The organism is Acidobacteriota bacterium (assembly GCA_040752915.1).
Lineage (GTDB): Bacteria > Acidobacteriota > UBA4820 > UBA4820 > DSQY01 > JBFLVU01.
On the sequence record JBFMHB010000048.1, the window covers coordinates 1 to 22064 of the forward strand.

Sequence of the window (22064 nt, forward strand, 5' to 3'; positions counted from 1 at the left end):
CGAACGAGGGCAACAACTGCGCCTCGTCGCGTTTGAGCCTCGTCGTGGGGGTGATGCCCGAAAACCGGCCGCCCGACTGCAGCCGCGCGTCGGCCTCGCCGAACCGCCTCTGGCCGCCGAACCACAAACTCAACGACATTTCCCTTCAAGGGATCACCGACCCCGACGGCGACCCTGTGACGGTCACGGTGACGGCCATCACGCAGGACGAGCCCACGAACGGCCTGGGCGACGGCGACACCTCGCCCGACGGCTTCGGCGTGGGAACGAGAACGCCGCGCCTGAGGGCCGAGCGCTCGGGCACCGCCAACGGAAGGGTGTACCGGATCGCCTTCACGGCCTCGGACAGCAAGGGCGGCACCTGCGAAGGCGCCGTCACCGTCGGCGTCCCCCACGACCCGAAGGACATCCCCGTGGACGACGGACAGACCTTCGACTCCACTCGATAATCCAGAGAGGCCGCTCCCCCATTCCCGGTTGCCAGGGCGCGCATCCCACCCTACACTGTGGAGGCGATCGGGGGGACCAGAAAGAGGAGCGCCCATGGCGGAGCCGCGGAGGACCAGGGCCCTGTACCACAACACGGTGAGCTACTTCGGCGGCCTGGTGGTGGCGGCGTCGTTGGTCCTCATCGTCTTCGCGCTGATTCTCGAGTTCAGCCTGGGGCACCCCAGCCCCTACCTGGGCATCTTCACCTACATGGTCTTTCCGTCCATCTTCGGCGCCGGAGCGCTCCTCTTCCTCTTCGGCATGAGGAGGGAGAGCCTGCGGCGGCGTCGGTCGGACTCGCTGGACGAGCCCCCTTATCCAAAGCTGGACCTCAACGATCCCGTCCACCGCCGGCGCTTTGCCGTGTCCATGGTCGGAGGGACCCTAGGGGCCATCCTGCTCGGGTTCATCTCTTACAACGCCTTCCTCTTCAGCGAGTCGGTGACCTTCTGCGGGAGGATCTGCCACACCATCATGGAGCCCGAATACACGGCCTATCAGCACTCGCCCCACGCCAGGGTGCGGTGCGTCGAATGCCACGTGGGGTCCGGCGCGTCGTGGTACGTCAAGTCCAAACTGTCGGGCGTGCGCCAGGTCTTCGCCGCGGCCCTGAAAACCTACGAGCGGCCGATTCCCGTGCCCATCCAGAACCTCCGCCCCGCCCGCGAAACCTGCGAGGAATGCCACTGGCCCCAAAAGTTCTACGGCGCACAGCTCGTCCAGAACCCCCATTTCCGTTACGACGAGAAGAACACCCCCGAGCAGGTGAGCCTCCTGCTCAAGACCGGGGGCGGCGATCCCAAGCTGGGGGCCCAGGCGGGAATCCACTGGCACATGATCCTCGCCAACACCGTGTCCTTCGCCACCGACGACCCGCGCCAGCAGGTGATCCCCTGGGTCCACGTCCGGCGCCACGACGGCTCGGAGGAGACCTACGTCAGCCTGGACGCCGAGGAGCCGGCCGAGGCCCTGGCCTTGAAGCCCCGCCACACGGTGGACTGCATCGACTGCCACAACCGGCCCACCCACATTTATCCCGCCCCCGAAACGGCTGTGGACCAGGCCCTCGCCTCGGGCCTCATGAGCCCAGACCTCCCGTGGATCAAGAAAGTGGCTGTGGACGCCCTCGTTCGGGAGTACCCCGATCGGGAGGCCGCCCATGCGGGCCTGCGAAAAGAGATCGCCGCCTTTTACGAGACGAACTATCCCGGCGTGGACCGGGAAAAGATCCGGGCGGCGCAGGAAGCCGTGGAAGCCATCTACGACCGGAGCGTCTTTCCCGCCATGAAGGTGAACTGGACCACCTACGCGGACAACATCGGCCACCGCAACTGGCCGGGGTGCTTCCGCTGCCACGACGGCCGCCACGTGGCCCGGAGCGGCAAGGCCATCTCCATGGACTGCACGCTGTGCCACACTCTGCCGCAGAGGGGGCCGCGCACGCCCCTCGGAACGCTCATGCCCGTGAGCGATGCCGGCTGGCACCCATGGGAGCTCCGGGGAAAGCACGCGCAGATTCTCTGCAATCGCTGCCACGCCGCAGGCTTCCGGGCCCCCACGGACTGCGCCGAATGCCACAAGATGGACGCCGGCGCTCCCATGATGTCCATGGGGTGCGACACCTGCCACGTCCGTCCCCAGGAGGTTCTCCCCCTGGCGGACTGCCGTTCCTGCCACGAGGCGCTCAAGGGGCTCCACACGGGGGGCGCCCACCCGGATCTCTCCTGTGCCGAGTGCCACAAGCCGCACACCTGGAAAGTGAGCGGCCGGGAGGGGTGCGAGTCCTGCCACGAAGACAAACGGGCCCACTACGAGAAGGACGGGCCCTGCGCCGGGTGCCACGGATTCCGAGGCTGATCGCAGCGGCTTCGCGGCGGGCCTCGGTGGCGCCGTGGACGGGCTTCCTCGTGCGGGGCGCTCCTGTTAGGATGGGCGCGGAGGGAAGACCATGTTCATCGACGAGATTCTGGCCCGGGAGATCCTGGATTCGCGCGGCAACCCCACGGTGGAGGCGGAGGTCGTCCTCGAGGACGGGACCGTCGGGCGGGCTTCCGTCCCTTCGGGAGCCTCCACGGGCGAGGCCGAGGCGGTGGAACTCCGGGACGGGGATCGGCGCGTTTACCTGGGCAAGGGCGTCCGCAAGGCCGTGTCCCACGTGAACAACACCCTGGCGAGCCGGCTCGAAGGGGCGGATCCCCTCGACCAGCGGGGGATCGACCTGGAGATGCTTCTCGCCGACGGCACCCCCAACAAGGGCAAGCTGGGAGCCAACGCCACCCTCGCCGTTTCGGAGGCCGTGGCGCGGGCGGGGGCCGCCCTCCTTCAACTGCCGCTCTACCGCTACCTGGGCGGCGTTCACGCCCACCGCCTGCCGGTCCCCATGCTGAACGTCATCAATGGCGGGGCCCACGCCGACAACTCCGTGGACATCCAGGAGTTCATGATCGTCCCCGCGGGCTTTCCGTCCTTCCACGAAGCCCTGAGGGCCGGGGCGGAGGTGTACCACCACCTGAAGGCCCTCCTCAAGGAGCGCAAGCTGGGGACGGGCGTCGGCGACGAAGGGGGCTTCGCGCCCGACCTCCCCGCCGACGAAGACGCCTTGAAACTCCTGGTGGAGGCGGTGGAGCGGGCGGGGTACAAGCCCGGCCGAGAGGTTTTCCTCGCCCTGGACGTGGCGGCGAGCAACGCCTGGGACCCGAAGTCCAAGAAATACCGCATCGGGGGACCGCAGACGTCGGCGCAGCTCGTGGCCGTCTATGAAAAGTGGCTCGGCCGCTACCCCATCCTCTCCATAGAAGACGGCGTGGGCGAGCACGACGCGCGGGGTTGGAAGGCTCTTACCGAGAGGATCGGGTCGCGGGTTCAGCTCGTGGCCGACGATTACGTGGTCACGAACCCGGCGCTGATCCGCAAGGCGGTGAAGGACGGGATCGCCAACGCCGTGCTCATCAAGCCGAACCAGATCGGAACCGTCTCCGAGACCCTGGAGGCGGTGGAACTCACCAAGCGCGCCGGATACGGCGTGGTCGTGAGCCACCGCTCGGGCGAGACGGAGGACGCCTTCATCGCCGATCTGGCCGTGGCCGTGAACGCCGATTTCATCAAGACGGGCGCCCCCTGCCGCATGGACCGCCTCGCCAAGTACAACCAACTTCTCCGCATCGAGGAGGACCTCGGGAACGCCGCCCGCTACGCCGGTCCGGAGGTGCTGGAACGCCTGAGAACCTGAACCCCCGCCGGGCGCAGATCGCCTGGAGCCTGCTCCTGCTCGTCTGGCTGCCCATGCTGGCGCTTCTGGTCTGGGGCAAGGGCGGCATCCTGGAGCTCCTGGCCCTGAGGCGCCAGATCCAGAAGCTCGAGTCGGAGGTCCAGGGCCTCCGCGAGGAGAACCTGCGCCTCAAGGCGGAAATCAAGGCCCTGAGGGAGAATCCTCAACTCTACGAGCGCCCGGCCCGCGAGCGGTACTTCTTCAAGAAGCCCGGAGAAGTGATCCTCTACCTCCCGCCCGGCGAGGCGGCGCCCGTTGCGCCTCCCGGTCCGGGGTCCAAGGCGCCGTGAGGGCCCGCGCCGTCCTCGCACGGGTCTTTGCCTACGTGATTCCCGCAGGACCGTGCGTCCTGTGCGGGGAAGACTCGGAAGGCGGCCCCGCCCCGGGCCTTTGTCGGAGGTGCTGGAGGGCCCGCCGAAAGCCCCTCCCCCCCCTCTGCCCCGTGTGCGGACTTCCGCTCCCTCCGGTGGAGGGACAGGAGCCCCACCCCTGCGGCGCCTGCCTCGTGGATCCGCCTCCGTACCAGGCCCACGTGTCGGCTTACCTGTACAAGGGCCCCGCCCGGGCGCTGGTTCTCCTGTACAAGGACAAGCGGCGCTATCCCCTGGCGGCGCTGATCGGCACGGCGGTGGCGCGCGTCGTCCTGCGCCGGTGGCCCGGGGCTCCCTACGACTGCGTGGTGTGGGTGCCGAGCCCCCTCTCCCGGAGGCTCAGCCGTGGATTCGAGCCGGCGGGGCTGGTGGCGCGGGCCGCCGCGAGGCGGCTGGGCTTGCCGGCCCGGCCCCTCCTGACATGCCGGAAGCGGCCTCGGCCCCAGAAGGGGCTGAGCGCCGCGGCGCGGCGGGAAAACGTCCGGGCCGCTTTCGCGGCGAGGGAAGCCGGACTGAAAGGTCTGCGCGTCCTCCTGGTGGACGACGTTCGGACCACCGGAGCGACCCTCGCCGAGGCCGCTCGGGTCCTCGTGCGCGGGGGGGCGGTGGTGTACGCGGCCACCTTCGCCAGCGTCGTCGCGAGGGATTTCGACTTTCAGGCCGGAGACGGTCCGGACTCCCCAGGCGACGGCGCAAGGGAGGCGTGAGCCGCGCCGGACAGGCCCCGGACCCCGTCGCGCGGGGGCGGCCGTTTCGGACGTGTCGGAGGGAAGGGCCTCCTGCTACAATGCCCCGCGGAGGAACGCGATGGACTTGAAGGGCAAGACGCTGTTCATCACGGGGGCGAGCCGGGGCATCGGCCTGGCCATCGGCCTCCGAGCCGCGAAGGACGGGGCCAATGTGGCCATCGCCGCGAAGACCGCCGAGCCTCACCCCAAGCTTCCGGGGACCATCTACACGGCGGCGCGGGAGATCGAGGAGGCGGGCGGCAGGGCCCTGCCCATCCTCTGCGACATCCGGGACGAGCACCAGGTGAAGGCCGCCGTGGAGAAGGCCGTGGAAGTCTTCGGCGGACTGGACATCCTCGTCAACAACGCCAGCGCCATCGACATCCGCTCCACTCCCCACCTGCCCGTGAAGAAGTGGGACCTCATGCACGCGGTGAACGCCCGGGGCACGTGGGTGTGCTCCAAGTACGCCCTGCCGCACCTGCTGAAGTCCGCCAACCCCCACATCCTCACGATCTCGCCGCCGCTGGGCGTGGCCCCCGACTGGTTCGGCCGACACGTGGCGTACACCCTGGCCAAGTACGGGATGTCCCTGGTCTCCCTGGGCCTGTCGGAGGAATGGAAGGACGAGGGCGTGGCCGTCAACTGCCTCTGGCCGAGGACCGTCATCGCCACGGCCGCGGTGCAGAACCTCCTGGGGGGAGACGAAGTCATCGCCCACGGCAGGAAACCGTCCATCATGGCCGACGCGGCCCATGTCATCCTCGTGAAGGAGAGCCGGACCTGCACGGGGAATTTCTTCATCGACGAGGACCTGCTCCGGGCCGAGGGCGTCACCGACTTCGAGCCGTACGCCGTCAACCCGGGGGTGGAGCTTTATCCAGACTTCTTCGTGTAGGTTTCGGAGAACGAGGAGCCACCGCCTTCTTGGGCGGCGCCCCCCCGAACCGCCACCGAATTCAGAAGCCGCCGCCCTCACCCGAGGAGGGCGGGCAGGGCCCCCTGGCTCTTGCCGGTGACCTCGACGGATCCTTCGCCCACGAGGCAGTTGACCTCGGAGCGGAAGCCGTAGCGGCCCGGGAAGTAGATGCCCGGCTCCACGGAGAAGACGGTGTGGGGGAGGAGTCGCCGCGTGTCCCGGGTCTCGAAGTCGTCCATGTTCGCGCCGTTCCCGTGGTCCTCCACGTAGATGGAGTGTCCTGTCCGGTGGAAGAAGGCGGCGCCGTATCCGGCCTTCTCGATGACGTCGCGGGCGGCCCGGTCCACCTCCCACCCGGCCACGGGCCGGACGGCGGCCTCCTTGGCCTTGGCCACACCGGCGTCGCGCGCGGCCGTCACGGCCTCCCAGACGCGGGCCTGCTCCTCGGGGACCCGGGCCCCCGTCCAGGCGCACCAGGTCAGATCCCCGTACACGGAGCCCGGGCCCGTTTCCTTGGCCCAGAGGTCCAGAAGGAGCACGCTGTCGGGGCCGATGACGGCCGATCCATCGGGGGCGGGTTCGAAGTGGGGGTCGGCGGCGTGGGCGTTCACCGCCACGATGGGGTGGGCCATGGTCGTCAGCCCGCGCCCCTCGAAGAAGGCCGCCATCTCCTGCTGGAGGGCGTATTCGTTCAGAGGCGTCCCGGCCTGGAGGGAGGCCCGGACCCGCGCGAAGGCCATGTCCACCGTTTCCTCGAGGATGCGGACGGCCCTTCGGTGGCCCGCCTCCTGTTCGGGAGAGAGGGTTACTTCGAAACGAGCCACCAGGTCCCCGGAGGAGACCAGAACCACGCCACGGCTCCGAAGGAAATCGGCCAGGCCGGCGTCCAGCCTGCCCACGGCGGGGATGAGGCCGTCCTCGGCGTACTGGGCGGCCACCCGCTTCATCCCGGAGAGGGCCTTGGCGAGAGCCTCCTGCCACTCCTGCCAGCGGCCGTAGGTCACCCTGCGTCCGGGGAGATGATCGAGGCTGGCCGGCTCGATGGCGTGGCAGAGCTTCAGGGGGTCCCCGTGGGCGGGGATCAGGTAGAACCAGCGCCGCGTGCGCATGGCTTTCTCGGGAAGGCCCAGGAGACTGAGGGCGATGGGATCGGTGCCCTTGAAGTCGGAGAAGAACCACGCGTCCAGGCCCTCCGCCGCGAGCGCCTCCTGGATGCTTCTGAGTCGGGTCTCGTTCATGGTAGGATGAACCTCCTGAAGGGATTATGAGGCAAGGATTTCACGAGAGGAAGGCTCCCTTGGACGGATACCCCTTCGAGACGGAGATCCAGGTCCGCTTCCGGGACATCGACGCCATGGGGCACGTGAACAACGTGGTCTACGGCACCTATTTCGAGATGGCCCGGGAGGCCCTGTTCCGGGAGGTCTTCGGCGTCACGGAGGCCACCGATTTCACCTTCATCCTCGCCCGCCTGGAGATGGACTTCCGCCGCCCCGTGAGATACGAGGACAGGGTTCGCGTGGGGCTTCGCGTGGGCGAGGTGGGCCGCACCTCCTTCACCTTCGAGTACCGGCTCGAGGCCGAAGGGGAGCTGGCCGCCGAGGGCCGGTCGGTCCAGGTGTGCTACGACTACGCGGCGAAGGCCAAGGCCCCCCTCTCCGAGGCCTTCAAGGCCCGGCTCGCCGCCTTCCGGAAGGCCTGAGGCCACGCCATGCTCCGGCTCAAGGAGATCGAACTCGCCGGGTTCAAATCCTTCGCGGACCGGACGCGGGTGCCGATCCCGGAGGACCTCCTGGTGGTGGTGGGCCCCAACGGCTCCGGTAAGAGCAACGTGACCGACGCCATCCTGTGGGCCCTCGGCGAGCAGAGTCCGAAGAGCCTCCGCGGCCACAAGATGCAGGATGTGATCTTCAACGGGAGCCACAAGCGGCCCCCGTCGGGGATGGCCGAAGTCCTCATGACCTTCACCGATGGGGACGGAGGACGCCTCCAGGTGGGGCGCCGGCTGGTCCGCACGGGCGAGAGCGCCTACCTGATGGACGGGCGGTCGGTCCGCCTGAAGGACGTCCACGAGTTCCTCCAGCGCCACGCGGTCTCGACCCAGGGCTCCTTTCTCGTGGAGCAGGGCCGGGTGGAGGCCCTCCTCGTGGCGAGCCCCGAAGAGCGGAGGATGATCTTCGAGGAAGTGGCGGGCATCGCCCACTACAAGGAAAACCGCCGGAGCGCCCTCCAGAAGCTTGATGCCACCCAGGCCAACCTTCTGCGCCTGAACGACATCCTCCTCGAGGTGGAGGGCCAGATGGCCTCCCTCAAGCGGCAGGCCGCCAAGGCGGACCGCTTCGTCCGCCTCTCCGACGAGCGGAGAGCCCGCCAGCGGAGGCTGTGGGGCCGGCTGTACGGCCAGCTCTCGGGCCGGCGCGCCGCCCTCCAGAGGGACGGGAACCTCCTACAGTCCGAACGGGAGCGGAGGGAGGCCGCGGCGTCGGCCCTGGAGGCCGAGCTGGAGGCCGCCCGTCTTTCCCTGCACGAGCACGAGGTGTCCCTCCAGGCCATCGTGGGGGCGCTCCACGAGCGGGACCTGAGCCGCGAACGGGCCGAGCAGGAGATCGCCCGGCGCACCGACCAGATCCTCGCGGCGAGGAACCGCCAGCGGCAGATCTCCGCGGACCGGGAGGACCTGGCCCGGAGGGTTTCGGCCGGCGCCAAGGAGCTGGAGCGCCTGTCGGCGGAGGTGGATCGGCTCGCCGCGGAGGAGGCCTCCGCCCTGGCCGCCGTGGCGAAGGCCCAGGAGGCGCTGGAGGAATGCCGGCGCGCCGTGGAGACGCTGGAGCGCGAACGGGAAACGCTCCGCCAGAAGACCTTCGCGCAGGCCCAGGAGCACTCCCGCCTGAGCGCCGTCTCCTCCCGTTTGGAGGAGGACCTCCGGAAGGCCGCCGAGCGCGAGCGCCGCCTTCAGAGGGAGGAGGAGAGCCTCCGCGAACGGGAGGCCGCCGCCGAGGCGTCGTGGACGGATCTCGCGGCGCGGAAGGAGGAGGCCGAGGCCGCCCTCTCCCGATGCAGGGAAGAGGCGGAGGTCCGCTCCAAGGAGGCCGTGGGGTTGGAATCCCAGGTGCGACTCGCCCAGGAAGCCCTGGCCGCCGCGCGCAAGGATCTGGCCGTGGCCGAGAGCGAAGTCCGGGTCCTGGAGGAGCACGCGGCGGCCCTGCGCTCTTCCGCCCATTCCTTGGTCTCGGCTCGGCTCCCTGGCGCGGGAGAGAGGGGACTGGCCCGCTTGCTGGCCCCGGCGCCCGAAGGCCTTCTCCCTGCCCTGGCCGCGGTTCTGGGGGATCTCCTGGCGGGTTACGTGGACGCGCCCTGGGAGTCGCTCCCGGATCTCATCGGCGCCTTGGGAACGGAGCGGGCCGGCCAGGCCGTCTTTTTCCTCCCCGGAGCGGGTGGTCCCCACCCGCCCAAGGCGCCCAAGGGCACGCTCGGTTACCTCCACGAGCAGGAGGGTCTCCCGGAGGAGGTCCGCCGCCTCATCCCCCGCGCCCTCCTGACCCGGACCGCCGAGGCCGCCCGCCAGACCGCATCCGCCACCGGGTTTCCCGCCGTGAGCCTGGACGGCGTTCTCGTCCACCCCGACGGGTGGGTGCGAGGCGGTTCCGGTGGCACGGGCGCCTCCTCGCTCCTGGAGCACGAACACCGGCTTCGTCAGGCGGCCCGGGCCGCGAAGGAGGCCTCCCGGGCCGTGGTCCGGGCCGAGGAGCAGGAGGCCGCGGCGGTGCGGGCCGCGGAGGAAGGCCGGATCGCCCTCGAGGCGGCCCGCCTCGCCGAGAAGAGGGCCGCCGAGGCCCAGGCCCTCCTGGAGCGCGATGCGATGAATCTGGACGGAGAGCGCCGCCGGCTCGCCGCCTCCCGGGACCTCCTCGAAGGCGAGGTCCTGCAGGCCCGTGAGGAGAGGGAGTCCTTCGAGGCTCAGCGAAAGGACCTGGCGGCCAGGATCGAGGCCTCCGACCGGGCCCGCCGGGAGGCGGACGCCGCCCTCCAGGCGTCGGAAGAGCGCCATGCCCGGGCCCGAGCCGCCCTGGAGGCGGCCCATGAGGCCGTGGCCGAGAGCCGGGCGCGCCACTCGGAGGTGAGCCAGCGCCACCGGTCGGCTCAGAACGCCAGGAAGCACGCGGAGGAAGCCAAGGCCCAGTTGTCGGCCACCGACGGGCGACTGGCTTCCGAATTCTCCGACCTCTCGGAGCGCGTTTCCGCCCTGGAGAAGGCCGTAACCTCCGGTCAGCAGGAGTTGAGAACGCTCATCCTCGCCCTCGAGGGGGACCGCGACCGCAAGCGTCGCTCGGAGGAGGATCACGCCCGGCTTTCGGAAGAACTGTCCCGCATCGAGGAACGGGTCCGGGAGGCCCGGGAATCGGCGGCCGAGGTGAGGGAGGAGCACGCCCGCGTCGAGGTGGAGCACGCCACCGTGGCGGCGGACCTCAAAAACCTCCAATCGCGCCTGGAGGAGAGCTTCGAGGAGTCTCCCGAGGACCTGGCCAGGGAGTTTGCCGGCGAACCTCCGCTTTCTCCAGAGGAGCGGGACGAGGAGACAAAGGCCCTCGCCCGCCTGGAGGGGCGAATCCAGGAACTCGGCGAACTGAACCTGGCCGCCCGCTCCGAGTACGCCGAACTGGAGCAGCGCCACGGCTTTCTCAGCGCCCAGCGCAAGGATTTGGAAGACGCCGTGGCGTCCCTCAACGAGACCATACGGAAGATCAACCGCACCACCCGGGACCGTTTCATGGAGGCCTTCAACGCCGTCCAGGAACACTTCGGTCACCTCTTCCGCCAGGTCTTCGAGGGGGGGGAGGCCCGGCTGAGCCTCCTCGACGAGACCAATCCCCTGGATACGGGCGTGGAGATCTACGCCCAGCCGCCGGGGAAGAAGCTCCAGAGCCTCCAGCTCCTTTCCGGCGGAGAAAAGGCCATGGTGGCGCTGGCCCTCCTCTTCGGGCTCTTCTTGTACCGCCCCCAGCCCTTCTTCGTCCTGGACGAGGTGGACGCGCCCCTGGACGAGGCCAACATCACGCGCTTCAGCCGGCTTCTCACCCAGTTTCGGGGGCGGACCCAGTTCCTGGTCGTGAGCCACAACAAGCGCACCATGGAGCTGGCGGACGTCCTGTACGGCGTCACCATGGCCGAAGGCGGTGTGTCCAGGCTCGTCTCCGTCCGCCTGGGGGACGTGGAGCCCTACCTGGGTCCCCAGAACGGCGGCGGGCAGGGCGGGGTCCGGCCGTGAGCGGACGGGGGGCGGCGCCCGGAACGCGTCGGCTCCTCCCCGCCCTGGCGGCGATCCTGATCCTCCTCCCTGCCGGGGGCACATCCCCCAGCGCCGAAGGTCTCCGCGTGACCGGATCGGTCAGCCGGCCGAGGGTCCGCCTTGGTGAAAACGTGACCTTCACCCTCCGGGTCGAGGGGGGCGGTCCGCTCCTCGCCCAGCCGGTCCTCCCCGCCCTCGCGGGATTTCAAGTGGTGGGCACGTATCAGACGGTGGAAGCGGGTTCCTCGGGCAGGGCCTTGCTCTTTCACTACATGCTCAGCCCGCGAAACGCCGGCCGCCTCGCGGTTCCCGATTTGAACCTCCGTATTGGAGAGACGGTGGTGACGGTTCCGGGCTTTGCCGTGGAAGTGGAAACGGGCGGGGCGGCCCCGTCTCCGGCCAAGCCGCCCCCGTCTTCCTCGCGGCCGGCTCCGGCCGTGCTGGAGGACGTGCTCCTTTTCGGTTCCGTCTCCTCCTCCCGCGTCTACGTGGGGCAGCCCGTGGTCTACACCCTACACCTGCTGACCCGCCGTTCGGTGCGCGGGCTGGACATCACGCGGCCGGCGGCCTTCGACGGCTTCCAGAAGGTGGAGGACCCCCTCGCCTCCAAGGCGCGCGCGGTCCAGACCCGGCGCAACGGGCACCTCTACCTGGACGCGGTCGTGATGCGCGCCACGCTCTTTCCGTTGGAGCCCGGCCCGAAGGTCGTGGAGGATTTCGAAGCCGAACTTCGCCTGGATTCGGCTCCCGGCCGGGCGGTCCTGCGAGGGGGGGGCGTCCGCCTGGACGTGACGCCGCTCCCGGCGCCCCCGGCGGGTTTTCGGGGAGCCGTGGGACGGTTTACCTTGCGCGCCGTGGAGCCTCCTCCCCGGCAGGTGGAGGGCGGGCGCCCGGTCACGCTGGCCCTTCAGGTGGAGGGGGAGGGTTTTCTTCCCGAGGCCCCCCTCGACGTGGCGGCCTCGCCCTTCCTCCAGGCTTATCCGCCCACCGTACAGGATACGAGCGCCTTCGAACGGGGGATCCTGAAAACCCGCCGCACGTACCGGCTCGCCTTTCTGCCCCGGGCGGCGGGCGCCGTGGACCTTCCCCGGGCGAAACTGGTGGCCTTCGACCCAGGAAAACAGGCCTACTCGGTCCTGACGGAGGGGGGAGGTCGGGTCCTGGTGGGTGTCTCGTCGGGGGCCGCCGGCACCCAGGTCTCCCTCGCGCCGCTGGTCCGGCGGCCCGTTCCCGGTCCCGTGCGGAACGTGTTCCTCACCCGCCGGGTATTCTGGCGCCTCTTGCCCATCCCCTTCGCCCTCGCCGCCCTCATCGCGGCGGGACTTGGCACCTACCGGGCCTTCTTCACGGCCCCCGAGAAGCGCAGGGCGCGCGCCTTGAAGCACAGGCTGAGGAGGAGCCTCCACCGGGCGCGGCGGAGGCTGGACGTGAGGAGGGCGGAGGAGTTTCACGAGGAGTTGAGCCGCGCCCTGATGGCCGCGTTCGATCTGAAGACGGGTTGCTCCACCACGGGGTTGAGCCGGGCCCAACTGGAGGAGGTCCTTGCAAAGGCCGAGCCCGACGCGGTGAGGAAGGAAAAGGCCCTCGCCCTCGCGGACCTTCTTGAGCGCGCCCGGTACGCCCCGGAGCGGCCCACGAAGATGGACCTTCTGGAGCGCTACGAGGCCGTTCGGGCGTGGGTGCAGGGGGAAGCGGAAGGGCCGCGGGACGGCCGGGGGCGCGGGGGGACCGCCCGCGCGTGGTTCCCCATCGCGCTCGCCGCCGGGCTCCTCCTGCCTCCCTCGTCATCCGCCCAGGGCCCGGGGGACCTCCTGGCCCTGCAGGCGGCTCAAGCCTACGACCGGGGCGACTTCTCCGAGGCCGGACGGCTCTACCTCCTGCTGAAGGAGGCGGAGGGCGATGGGGCCGGCCTGCGATACAACCTCGGAAACTGCGCCTTCAAGTCCGGCGACCTGGGACGGGCCATTCTCGAGTACCGGCGCGCCCTTCGGTTCGATCCCGGCCTGGAGGCGGCGCGCCACAACCTGGAGGCGGCCCGGCGGCTCCTGCCCGCGCGGGTGCCCCCCTATGAGCCGTCCCCCTGGGAGGCGGCCCTGGCGGCGATCCCTCCGGGCCTTCTGGAAGCCCTGGTCCTGCTCTTCGCCCTTCTTGGAAACGGGGCCCTCGTTGCGGCTCTCGTTCTGTCCCCGGGCCCGATCCGCCGGGCCTGCGTCCAGGGAGTGGTGGCGGCCTTCATCCTCATGGGGGCATCCGGTGCGGTCCTGGCGTACTCGGACTCGGTCCTGCCACGGCAGCAACCCGTGGTCGTGGTGGCCCCCGCCGAAGTCCGGGCCGAGCCCGAAGGCGGCGGAAAGCCCCTGGCTGTTCTTCCCCCCGGATCGGAAATCCTGCGCGTGGCCCGGGCGGGCGATCGTTCCTTGGTGCTCTGGGGCGAAGGCCGCGGGTGGACCGATTCGTCCGCCGTGGAGGCCCCCTGATGCGGGCGCGTCGGACGATTCTCCTCGGCCTGGCCGCCGCCGGCGGGGCCGGCGCGGCGTTGCTCCTGTGGCTGGCCCTCCAGGGGGGCGACCTCCGGTGGCTCCTCGCCCCGGAGGTGCCGGAGGTTCGGTCCCGGGCCGTAGGCCGGAGGGAGGTGCCGCCGGCTCCCGCCCCGCCCCTCCCCGTTCCCGCCGAAGCCGCGGTGCGGGAGCTTTCCGTCGCGGGTCTGAAGGTCGGCCCCTGCGAGGGTGAGATCTGCCGGGAACCCAACGTGGCGGCGGCGGCGGGACGTTTGGAGGAGGAGCTTGTCGGGGCCGTGAGGGACTTGAAAGATGGGGCCGGCCTGTTCCCCGCGGACGGCAACCGTATCGTCCTCGTCCCACGATCCTTCCGGGACTGCGCCTTTCGAGAGGCCTTCGCCGTCCGCCGGGAGGACGGCTTCTCCAGCGTGGACCTTCCCATGGAACCCATCGTCCTGAAGTGGTGGCCAGCCAGGGAGGTCATGTCGGCGGCCCTGGCCTGGGCGGTCCTGGACCAGGAGATCCCCCTGTACGGACAGACGCCGCTCTGGTTCCGGGCGGGATCGGCCCTCCACCTTTCGGGCTTCGGCGAAGCCTACACGAGACGAGCCCTGCTCGAGAGCGATGCGCCGCCCCTTCTCGTCCGGCCTCTGGGCGATTCGGGCGACGGAGCGTGGGTGGCCGGCGCGTGGGCGATGAGGGCCCTGGAGGCGCGGAAGGGGAGGGCGGCCCTCCGGTCCTGGCTCTCCGCCTTGCGGTCCGGTTCGCCCTTCTGGGAGGCGCTCTCCCAGACCTGCGGCGAGAGCCCCGAGGCCTTCGAGTCCGAGTACCGCCGCTGGGCCGAGGCGTATGTGCGAGAGGTCACGGTGAACCGCGCCGAACTGATGGAGGCCGTCGCGTTGCTGAGGCGGGGGAAAGACGCGGAGGCCGCCGCCCGACTGGAGGCTTTCGTCGGCGAGCGCCCACTAGACCTCTATGCCGGGGACGCGGCGTACTACCTCAACTACGCCCGTGTCCGCCGGGGCGCCTACACGGCCGCCATCAACGGCTTCACCGACCTCCTCGTGAACGCCGCGGGGACCACCTCCCTGCAGGGCAAGGCCCATTACTTCATGGGAAGGGCCTACCACTTCGGCGGCTACGCGCCCCTGGCCAGGTCCGAGTATTCCCTGGCGGCCCTCAGCCCGGATTCGGAGCTTCTGAGGAAGCTGGCGGCGGAGCGCATCAAGGAGATGGAATGACACGGCGGGAGAGCCTCATCATCGGCCTCACCGGTCCCAACGCCGCGGGGAAGGGAGAGGTGGCCGCCGTCTTGGGCTCCATGGGCTTCGCCTGCCACAGCCTCTCGGACATCGTTCGCGAAGAAGCGATCGGGCGGGGGCGGACGACGGGCCGAGACGACCTCATCGTCACGGGAAACGAACTGCGCCGGGAAGGCGGCCCAGGGGCTCTGGCCGAGCGAATGGCCCCGCGACTGGGGGGACGGGACGTGGTGGACTCCATTCGCAATCCCGCCGAGGTGCAGGCCCTGCGGCGCGTGGCCGGCTTCGTCCTCGTCGGGGTCACGGCTCCGGCCCGGGTGCGCTTCGAGCGGGCACGCCTCCGGACGGGCCGCGGCGACGCCGTGACGGACCTCGCATCGTTCCTGGCCAAGGAAGCCGAGGAGAACTCCACCGATCCGGCGGCCCAGCAGTTGGAGGCCACCTTCGCCCTGCGGGATCGGACCCTCTCGAACGACGGGACCCTCGAGGACCTGCGCCGGGCGGTGGAGGCCCTGGTATCCGATCTGGAGAAAAGCCGTGCGGCGGCACCTCAAGGTCCCTGAATCCCTCGACGGGGCGCGCCTGGATGCCGTTCTGGCGGCCCTGGACCCGCACCTGAGCCGGAGAAAGGCCAAGGCGCTCATCGACCGGGGGGCGGTGTACCTGGACGGGCGGAGGTGCCGCCTCGCGTCCCGTGCGTGCCGCGCGGGAGCCGCGGTGGAGGTGGAGGCCTTTCAGTCCCGCCGGGAGGAGGGCCTCCCTCCGGTGGAGATCCTGTGGGAGGGAGAGGGGATCGTGGCCCTCAACAAACCCGCCGGCGTTCCCGCCGTCCCCACGAGGGAGGCGGTGGCCGGCTCCCTCCTGCACGCTCTGGCCCGAAAGAGGGGCGTCCCCCTGGCGGCCCTTCGCCCCGTCCACCGCCTGGACGCGCCCACCTCGGGGGTGTTCCTCGTGGCCCTGGAGGAAGGCGCCGCCGCCTTTCTGGGGAGGGCTCTCGCCGAGGGCAACGTGGAGAAGACCTACCTGGCGGTGGTGGACGGATCGCCCGATCCGCCCGAGGGGACCTGGAGCCTTCCCCTGTCCCCGCCGCGGGAGGGCATCGTCACCCCCGATCCCTCCGGGCTTCCCGCGCTCACGCGATACCGCTCCCTCGGGCCGCGCGTGGGAGGCACCCTGCTGGAGGTCCGACCGGTCACCGGGCGAACCCACCAGATCCGGGTCCACGCCGCATCGGCGGGCCATCCCATCCTGGGGGACCGGCGCTACGGGGAGGCAGTGTCCGGGGCCGCGCCGCGCATGCTCCTCCACGCCTGGAAGACTACCTTCCCGCTTCCCTCGGGAGGAGTCCGGACCGTGGAGGCGCCGATCCCGGAGGCCTTCGGTAAAGGGTAGGGTCATCCGCGGGGCCGAGGGCCGCAGGCCCCCCAAGGGAGGAAGCACCGATGGAGAACGCGCCGCTCGCCACCCACGTCTTCCTGCTGGCCGTGCCCGCCGCCTTCGTGGTCGGGGCGCTCCTGGTCTTCGTATGGGGGAAGCGCCGTGAGTCCTGACTGGATGATCGCCTCCGTCGTCGCCGCCTACATGGCCGCCCTCCTGGTGATCGGGGCCCTCGCGGCCCGCCTCACCCGTTCGCCGGAGGATTTCTTTCTCGCCGGCCGGTCCATCGGCTCCTGGGTGACCGCCATCTCCTCCACCGCCTCCTCCGAGTCGGGCTGGGTGGTCCTCGGCGCCGTGGGCATGACGTACGCGGGGGGCGTTTCGGCTCTCTGGTACGCGCCGGGATGCCTTGCCGGCTACGTCGTGAACCTGTACCTGGTCGCGCCTCGTCTGAGACGGGAGGCCGCCGCCAGAGGCTCCTTGACCCTGCCCGATTTCCTGTGCGACCGGCTGGGCGATCCGGGCCACATCCTGCGGCTCGCCTCGGTCCTGGTGATCTTCGTGTCGCTCGGCGGGTACGTGGCCGCCCAGCTCACCGCCACGGGCAAGGCCATGGAGGCCATCCTCGGCCTTCCCTACGGAACGGGCGTCGTGGCGGGCGGTGTCGTGATTCTCGTCTACACGCTTCTGGGGGGATTTAGAGCTGTTTCCTGGACCGATTTCGTCCAGGGCCTGATCATGGTCTTCGCCCTCGTTCTGATGCCGCTCCTCGTCCTTCGCGAAGCGGGCGGATATTCGGCGGTCCTTGCGGCTCTCTCCGAAACGGATCCGAACCTCACGCTTGTCACCGGCGGAAAGACCGGATTCGCCCTCTTCGGGCTCGTTACGGGACTCTTCGGCATCGGGCTCGGCTACCCCGGTCAGCCCCACGTGCTGACCCGCTACATGGCCGCCTCGGGGGAGGAGAAGATCCGGCAGACCCAGGTCATCGCCCTGGTTTGGGGAGTCCTCGTCTTTTACGGGGCGGGCTTCTTGGGCCTGGCGGGCCGGGTGGTCCTGCCGGGGTTGAAGGACCCCGAACAGCTTTTCCCCCTCCTGTCGCGGCAGATGCTCCACCCCCTCCTGGCGGGGGTCATGCTGGCGGCCATCCTCTCGGCCATCATGTCCACCGTTTCCTCCCAGCTCTTGGTGGCCGCTTCGGCGGTGAGCCGGGACCTCTTCGAAAAGGTCTTCGGTGTCGCCACGACGGGCCGGGCTTCTCTTTTGGCGGGCCGGGCGGCCGTGGTGGTCCTGGGCGCGGCGGCCATGGCGGTGGCCGTGGGCGAGGTGAGGGTCGTCTTCTGGTTTGTCCTCTTCGCCTGGTCCGGTCTCGGCGCGGCCTTCGGGCCGGTGATTCTGCTCTCCCTGTGGACCCGGTCGGTGACCCGATGGGGAGCCGTGGCGGGGATCGCCACGGGTTTCCTCGTCACCGTCCTTTGGAAGGTCGCGGGGCTGTCGGACCGGATCGTCTACGAACTCGTCCCGGCCTTCCTCCTGGCGGGTCTGGCCACCCTTGCGGCGAGCGCCCTGGACCGGCGCACGGGGAAGCTCGCCTGATGCCGCCCACCGCTTCCTCGGCGTTCCGCTCCGGGGACCCGTGGTAGACTTCGACCGAGGAGCACGCATGTTCTGGCTCACGTACACGGTGGACGGGGAGACGCGGCGGCTCCTGCTCGCCAAGGAGCGGGTCTCCCTCGGCCGCATGCCGGACAGCGACCTGGTGGTTCCCGACCACACGGTCTCCCGCCGTCACGCGGATCTCGTGCGGACCGCGGAAGGATGGAAGATCGTGGACCTCGGCTCCCGAAACGGCACCCGCGTCAACGACGTCGCCGTCCACGAAAGCCCTCTGTCCTCCGGGGACACGATTCACCTGGGGTCGTTTCCATTGCGGTTCGAGGAGGACATCCGGGACCGGGTCCAGATCACTCCATCCGAGGAGGACGGACTCGTCACCGAGGGGACGATCATCCGGCCCGTGGAGGAGATCCAGAGCGCATTGGGCCTCGCCGAGCTGGAGAAGCCCGCGGCGGCCCCCGCGCTGCAAGACGTCCAGCGCCTCTCCCGGGTGAGCCGGATCCTCTCCGTCCTCTCGGAGGTCTCCCGCACGCTCCTCTCCGCCGACGACGTGGAGGGCGTCCTCGAGAAAATCCTCGACGTGGTTTTCGAGTATCTTCCGGCGCAGCAGGCCGTGATCCTCCTGGTGGACCCGAAGACCGGCGCCCTCGAATCCCGCGCCGTTCGGCAGACGGGGAAGGGTACGGGCCCCATCCGGATCAGTTCCAGCATCGCCCGGAAGTCGCGGGAGGATGGGGTGGCCATCCTTTGTCACGACGCCCAGGTGGACCCGCGGTTCAAGGCCGGGGAAAGCATCCGTTTCCTCGGGATCCGCTCGGCCCTGTGCGTGCCGCTGAAGCTCAAGGACAAGGTTCTCGGCATCATTTACGCGGACACCCCTCTCAAGACCAAGGCCTTCGGGGACTTCGACCTGGACCTCCTCTCCGCACTTTCGGGCTATGCCGCCATGGGCATCCGCCAGGCGGAGCTCCGCGCCGCGGTGGAGGCAGAGCGCCGCGCCAAGGCCCGCCTGGAGCGGTACCACTCCCCCTCGGTGGTCCGGCGCATCATCAGCGCCGGCGAGGCCGCCGAAGGCATCGCTCTGGACGTGCGCGAGGTGACCGGGACGGTTCTCTTCGCCGATCTGGTGGGCTTCACCTCCATGACGGAGAACATGCCCCCCGGGGAGGTGGCGCACATGCTCAACGCGTGCTTCTCGCGCATGACGGACGTGATCTTCGGCCACGAGGGGACCCTGGACAAGTTCATCGGCGACTGCGTGATGGCCGTCTTCGGCGCGCCCATCCCGACCCAGGACCATGCCGTGCGCGCGGTCCAATGCGCGCTGGACATGCGCTGGGCGCTGGAGAAATTGAACCGCGAGCAGGCCGACAAGCCGCCCCTGGTCTTCCGATTCGGAATCAATTCGGGGCCTCTGGTGGCCGGGGACATCGGCAGCGTTCGCCGGATGGAGTTCACCGTCCTCGGGGCCACGGTCAACGCCGCCTCCCGCATCGAAACGTCCATCGCCCGGCCCGGCCAGATCCTCGTCGGCGAGGCCACCTACCACCTGGCCAAGGACGAGTTCCTCTTCGAGAAGGTCGGGGACATGGAGGTCAAGGGCCTCTCCAAGCCGCTGGCCGTCTACGAGGTCAAGGGCCAGATCGAAGACGACCCTGGAGGAAGGTCCTAGGGTTCAGGGCGCCTCTCCCTCGGAACTTCCCTTCGACCCATCAACCTCCCCTCTTTTCCTTCTCCGCTCTCTCAGCACCTCAACCACCCCGGGAATCCAGGAGACGATGATCACCGTGAGGATGATGAGGTGCAGGTACCGGTCCACCCCGGGGATCCGCCCCATGAAGAAACCGGCCGTCGTCATGCTGAGGATCCAGCCGATTCCCCCGAAAACGTTGAAGCAGAGGAACCGGCGGTACTCCATGCGCCCCACTCCAGCGACGACGGGGGCGAAGGTGCGAATGACGGGGACGAAGCGGGCCAGGACGATGGTCTTGCCGCCGTACTTCTCGTAAAAGTGTTGGGCCTTGACGAGGTGGTTCGGATTGAAGAGGAGGGATTTCGGCCGCTTGAAGATCAGGGGCCCCGTCCGGTATCCGATGGAATAGCCGGTGGAGTCGCCCACGATGGCGGCGGCGGAAAGGAGCCAGAAGAGGGTCCAGAGGTCCAGGTAGCCCTGGCCGGCCATGATCCCTGCCGTCACGAGGAGGGAGTCGCCCGGGAGGAAGAAACCCACGAGCAGCCCGGTCTCGGCGAAGACGATCCCGAAGAGGACCGGATAACTTCCCCAGGCGATGAGGGCCTTGAGCTTCTCGGGATCGTGCAGGGCGGCGAGCCACTCCATCCGGACCCTCCTCCGTGCGGGAGGTCCCGCCGGAAGGGCAGGATGGCGGAAACGCGCCCCGAAGTCAAAGGCCGGAAGGACGGGAAGCGGGACCCCGGGTTCCCCTCAGAGAGTCGGGATGAGGGGACTGGACAGGAACGAAGACAGGCGGGCGAGGGCGCCCGCCCCACGGATCTCGCCTGTCTGCATTGTTTCCAAATCCCAAATCCCAAATCCCAAATCCCCCTTCCCCCTTCCCCCTCCTATCCTGTTTCACTCTTGTGACCTTTCCCGCCACCCCGGAAAGAACAGGGTGACGGCGAGAACCGGGCGCGCCCAGAATCGGATACCGGCTCCGCTTGGAAAGGATGGTGGAAAATGAACTCCAGGAAACTCTTCGCGGTGACGCTGGCGATTCTGCTTACGGCCACGATGGCGTTCGGTGCGACGAAGAAGAAGGCCGACTACAAGCTCTCCACGCTCCGCACGATCTCAGGCACGGTCACGGCCGTGTCCATGGACGCGGGGATCCAATACCCCAGCTTCGCCCTCGACTCAAACGAAGGAGCCCTGACCGTTCACCTCGGCCCCTACTGGTACCTCGTTTCGGAGAACTTCGCGGTGGCGGTGGGCGATTCGGTGACGGCTCGCGTGACCTCTTGCCCGCGGACCCCTGTGGCCACCGACGTGACGGCCTTCTCGGTGACCGTGGACACAACGGGCGTCTCCATCCTCCTGCGCGATGAGGCCACGGGGCTTCCCCTCTGGATGAACGGCCAGGGCGGCCAGGGCGGCGGCCAGGGCGGCGGAAACGGAGGACCGCGCAACGGGCACCGCAACGGAGGCGGAATCTACAATTCCTGCACGTTGGATCCGGCCACGGCCGTGGACATCGAAGGGGCCGTGACGGATTACGCCTTCGGCCTCGGGACCCACAGCAACATGCTCACGGTGGATGCGGGGGGTACCCCCTATTCCTTCGGCCTCGGGCCCTACTGGTTCATGGTTCAGAACGGCTTCACGGTTCAGGTCGGGGACGCAGTGCGGGCGCGCATCGCCTTGTGTTCCGACCACTACGCGGCCTTCACGGTGGAGAACCTGACCACGGGCTCCACCCTGGTCCTGAGGGATGCGGACGGCGTGCCCCTCTGGATCGACTGACTTCGGCAATCCCTCTCTATCTCGGCCCGGGCCATTGCCCGGGCCGTTCTTTTGCCTCCGGCCATCGAAAGGGGAGCGCCCACGCTCGGACTTCCCCGGCCTTCCGGCAGGGGCGCCTACCAGTCCAGGCGGACGGCGACCCCGGCGGATACCCCGTCCCCATCGTAGTAGGGGTCGTTGGTCGAGCGGGAGAATCCGCCCGCGAAAAACTCCAGGACGAGGGAGGAAGGACGCCCGCCGAAACGAGGGGAAAACGTCTTCTCCAGGGAAAGATCGAGCCAGCGGATGCGGTCCCTTCGATCTTCCCCGGTGGGGCGATAGGTGGAGGGATCGAGGACGGGCCGGTCGCGGTACGTTCGGCGCTCGTAACTGAAGCGAAGGCAGGACCGCCAGCCGCCGGACCAGAAACCGTTCCAGTAGGCCGTGGCCGTCTCCCCGGAAAACCCGAACGTATCGTCGAGCAGTTCGGAGCGGCCGGAGGCGGCTCCCGTCGAGTAGGTCAAAAAGCGAAAGCCGTCCGAGGGCCGTCCCAGCCATTCCGCCTGGAGGCCAGTGAAATGGGAAGGGCTGGCCTGGGCCTGCAGGCTCGCCCGCGCATACAGGTGGTCCACCGAGGAGGACGCCCCGACGCGTCCCACCTGGCCCACGTTCCCCGAGCCCTTGCCGTACGCCGGCGGCCCGCCGGGCCCCCACCCGTGTCCGGCTCCGGACCCTCCCAGGCCCAGTGGGGCGATGTGTGGCCCACCGCCCCCGCCGCCGCCACCACCGCC

18 protein-coding genes are annotated in these 22064 nt (G+C 69.5%); 15 read left to right on the forward strand and 3 right to left on the reverse strand.

Annotation, left to right across the window (positions count from 1 at the left end; all coding sequences use genetic code 11):
• From AB1824_09590 to AB1824_09615, 6 genes are all read left to right on the forward strand, one after another.
• A partial coding sequence (locus AB1824_09590; protein ID MEW5765215.1) for a hypothetical protein occupies positions 1-449 on the forward strand: 449 nt, incomplete at its 5' end.
• 94 nt (positions 450-543) lie between these two features.
• Entirely contained in the window at positions 544-2346 is a 1803-nt protein-coding gene (locus AB1824_09595) for a NapC/NirT family cytochrome c (GenBank protein ID MEW5765216.1), read from the forward strand.
• Between the two features lie 91 nt (positions 2347-2437).
• Entirely contained in the window at positions 2438-3718 is a 1281-nt protein-coding gene (eno, locus tag AB1824_09600; protein ID MEW5765217.1) for a phosphopyruvate hydratase, read from the forward strand.
• 53 nt (positions 3719-3771) lie between these two features.
• Positions 3772-4047, forward strand: coding sequence for a septum formation initiator family protein (locus AB1824_09605; protein ID MEW5765218.1), 276 nt, complete (start codon positions 3772-3774; stop codon positions 4045-4047).
• Positions 4044-4835, forward strand: coding sequence for a ComF family protein (locus tag AB1824_09610; GenBank protein MEW5765219.1), 792 nt, complete (start codon positions 4044-4046; stop codon positions 4833-4835). Before AB1824_09605 ends, AB1824_09610 begins: the two co-directional genes overlap by 4 nt.
• A 100-nt stretch (positions 4836-4935) precedes the next feature.
• Positions 4936-5754, forward strand: coding sequence for an NAD(P)-dependent oxidoreductase (locus tag AB1824_09615; protein MEW5765220.1), 819 nt, complete (start codon positions 4936-4938; stop codon positions 5752-5754).
• 77 nt (positions 5755-5831) lie between these two features.
• Here the strand turns inward: AB1824_09615 and AB1824_09620 are convergent, their stop codons facing one another.
• A complete protein-coding gene (locus AB1824_09620; GenBank protein ID MEW5765221.1) occupies positions 5832-7013 on the reverse strand; it encodes a M24 family metallopeptidase in 1182 nt (393 codons plus the stop codon).
• A 59-nt stretch (positions 7014-7072) separates the two neighbouring features.
• On the opposite strand from AB1824_09620, the gene AB1824_09625 reads away from it, so the two are divergent.
• The 8 genes from AB1824_09625 (at position 7073) to AB1824_09660 (ending at position 19488) form a co-directional block, all read left to right on the forward strand.
• On the forward strand, positions 7073-7477 hold the full coding sequence (locus tag AB1824_09625) for a thioesterase family protein (protein ID MEW5765222.1): 405 nt from the start codon (positions 7073-7075) through the stop codon (positions 7475-7477).
• 9 nt (positions 7478-7486) lie between these two features.
• Entirely contained in the window at positions 7487-11041 is a 3555-nt protein-coding gene (gene smc / locus AB1824_09630; protein MEW5765223.1) for a chromosome segregation protein SMC, read from the forward strand.
• 107 nt (positions 11042-11148) lie between these two features.
• Positions 11149-13539 carry a BatD family protein gene (locus AB1824_09635; protein MEW5765224.1) on the forward strand — a complete coding sequence of 797 codons (2391 nt, stop codon included), beginning with the start codon at positions 11149-11151 and terminating at the stop codon, positions 13537-13539.
• Entirely contained in the window at positions 13539-14801 is a 1263-nt protein-coding gene (locus AB1824_09640) for a hypothetical protein (GenBank protein ID MEW5765225.1), read from the forward strand. The genes AB1824_09635 and AB1824_09640 overlap by 1 nt, the downstream gene beginning before the upstream one ends.
• The gene (locus AB1824_09645; GenBank protein MEW5765226.1) at positions 14798-15385 is read left to right on the forward strand and encodes a hypothetical protein; all 588 of its coding nucleotides are present in this window, start codon (positions 14798-14800) and stop codon (positions 15383-15385) included. Before AB1824_09640 ends, AB1824_09645 begins: the two co-directional genes overlap by 4 nt.
• Complete coding sequence (locus tag AB1824_09650) at positions 15360-16214, forward strand: RluA family pseudouridine synthase (protein MEW5765227.1); 855 nt, start codon at positions 15360-15362, stop codon at positions 16212-16214. The genes AB1824_09645 and AB1824_09650 overlap by 26 nt, the downstream gene beginning before the upstream one ends.
• A gap of 147 nt (positions 16215-16361) precedes the next feature.
• Positions 16362-17795: a sodium/proline symporter gene (locus tag AB1824_09655; protein ID MEW5765228.1), complete on the forward strand. Its 1434-nt coding sequence runs from the start codon at positions 16362-16364 to the stop codon at positions 17793-17795.
• 67 nt (positions 17796-17862) lie between these two features.
• Positions 17863-19488 (forward strand): adenylate/guanylate cyclase domain-containing protein, encoded by a 1626-nt coding sequence (locus tag AB1824_09660; protein MEW5765229.1) that lies wholly within the window; start codon positions 17863-17865, stop codon positions 19486-19488.
• Between the two features lie 3 nt (positions 19489-19491).
• Here the strand turns inward: AB1824_09660 and AB1824_09665 are convergent, their stop codons facing one another.
• On the reverse strand, positions 19492-20154 hold the full coding sequence (locus AB1824_09665; protein MEW5765230.1) for a VTT domain-containing protein: 663 nt from the start codon (positions 20152-20154) through the stop codon (positions 19492-19494).
• 357 nt (positions 20155-20511) lie between these two features.
• On the opposite strand from AB1824_09665, the gene AB1824_09670 reads away from it, so the two are divergent.
• The gene (locus AB1824_09670) at positions 20512-21294 is read left to right on the forward strand and encodes a hypothetical protein (GenBank protein MEW5765231.1); all 783 of its coding nucleotides are present in this window, start codon (positions 20512-20514) and stop codon (positions 21292-21294) included.
• Positions 21295-21410: 116 nt separating this feature from the next.
• Here AB1824_09670 and AB1824_09675 read toward each other — a convergent pair.
• Positions 21411-22064: hypothetical protein (locus AB1824_09675; protein ID MEW5765232.1), on the reverse strand; the 654-nt coding region annotated here is incomplete at its 5' end.

Coding starts and splice junctions, on each gene's coding strand:
- AB1824_09595 (MEW5765216.1), top strand. CDS start 544: ATGGCGGAGCCGCGGAGGACCAGGGCCCTGTACCACAACACGGTGAGC.
- eno (MEW5765217.1), top strand. CDS start 2,438: ATGTTCATCGACGAGATTCTGGCCCGGGAGATCCTGGATTCGCGCGGC.
- AB1824_09605 (MEW5765218.1), top strand. CDS start 3,772: ATGCTGGCGCTTCTGGTCTGGGGCAAGGGCGGCATCCTGGAGCTCCTG.
- AB1824_09615 (MEW5765220.1), top strand. CDS start 4,936: ATGGACTTGAAGGGCAAGACGCTGTTCATCACGGGGGCGAGCCGGGGC.
- AB1824_09620 (MEW5765221.1), bottom strand. CDS start 7,013: ATGAACGAGACCCGACTCAGAAGCATCCAGGAGGCGCTCGCGGCGGAG.
- smc (MEW5765223.1), top strand. CDS start 7,487: ATGCTCCGGCTCAAGGAGATCGAACTCGCCGGGTTCAAATCCTTCGCG.
- AB1824_09640 (MEW5765225.1), top strand. CDS start 13,539: ATGCGGGCGCGTCGGACGATTCTCCTCGGCCTGGCCGCCGCCGGCGGG.
- AB1824_09645 (MEW5765226.1), top strand. CDS start 14,798: ATGACACGGCGGGAGAGCCTCATCATCGGCCTCACCGGTCCCAACGCC.
- AB1824_09660 (MEW5765229.1), top strand. CDS start 17,863: ATGTTCTGGCTCACGTACACGGTGGACGGGGAGACGCGGCGGCTCCTG.
- AB1824_09665 (MEW5765230.1), bottom strand. CDS start 20,154: ATGGAGTGGCTCGCCGCCCTGCACGATCCCGAGAAGCTCAAGGCCCTC.
- AB1824_09670 (MEW5765231.1), top strand. CDS start 20,512: ATGAACTCCAGGAAACTCTTCGCGGTGACGCTGGCGATTCTGCTTACG.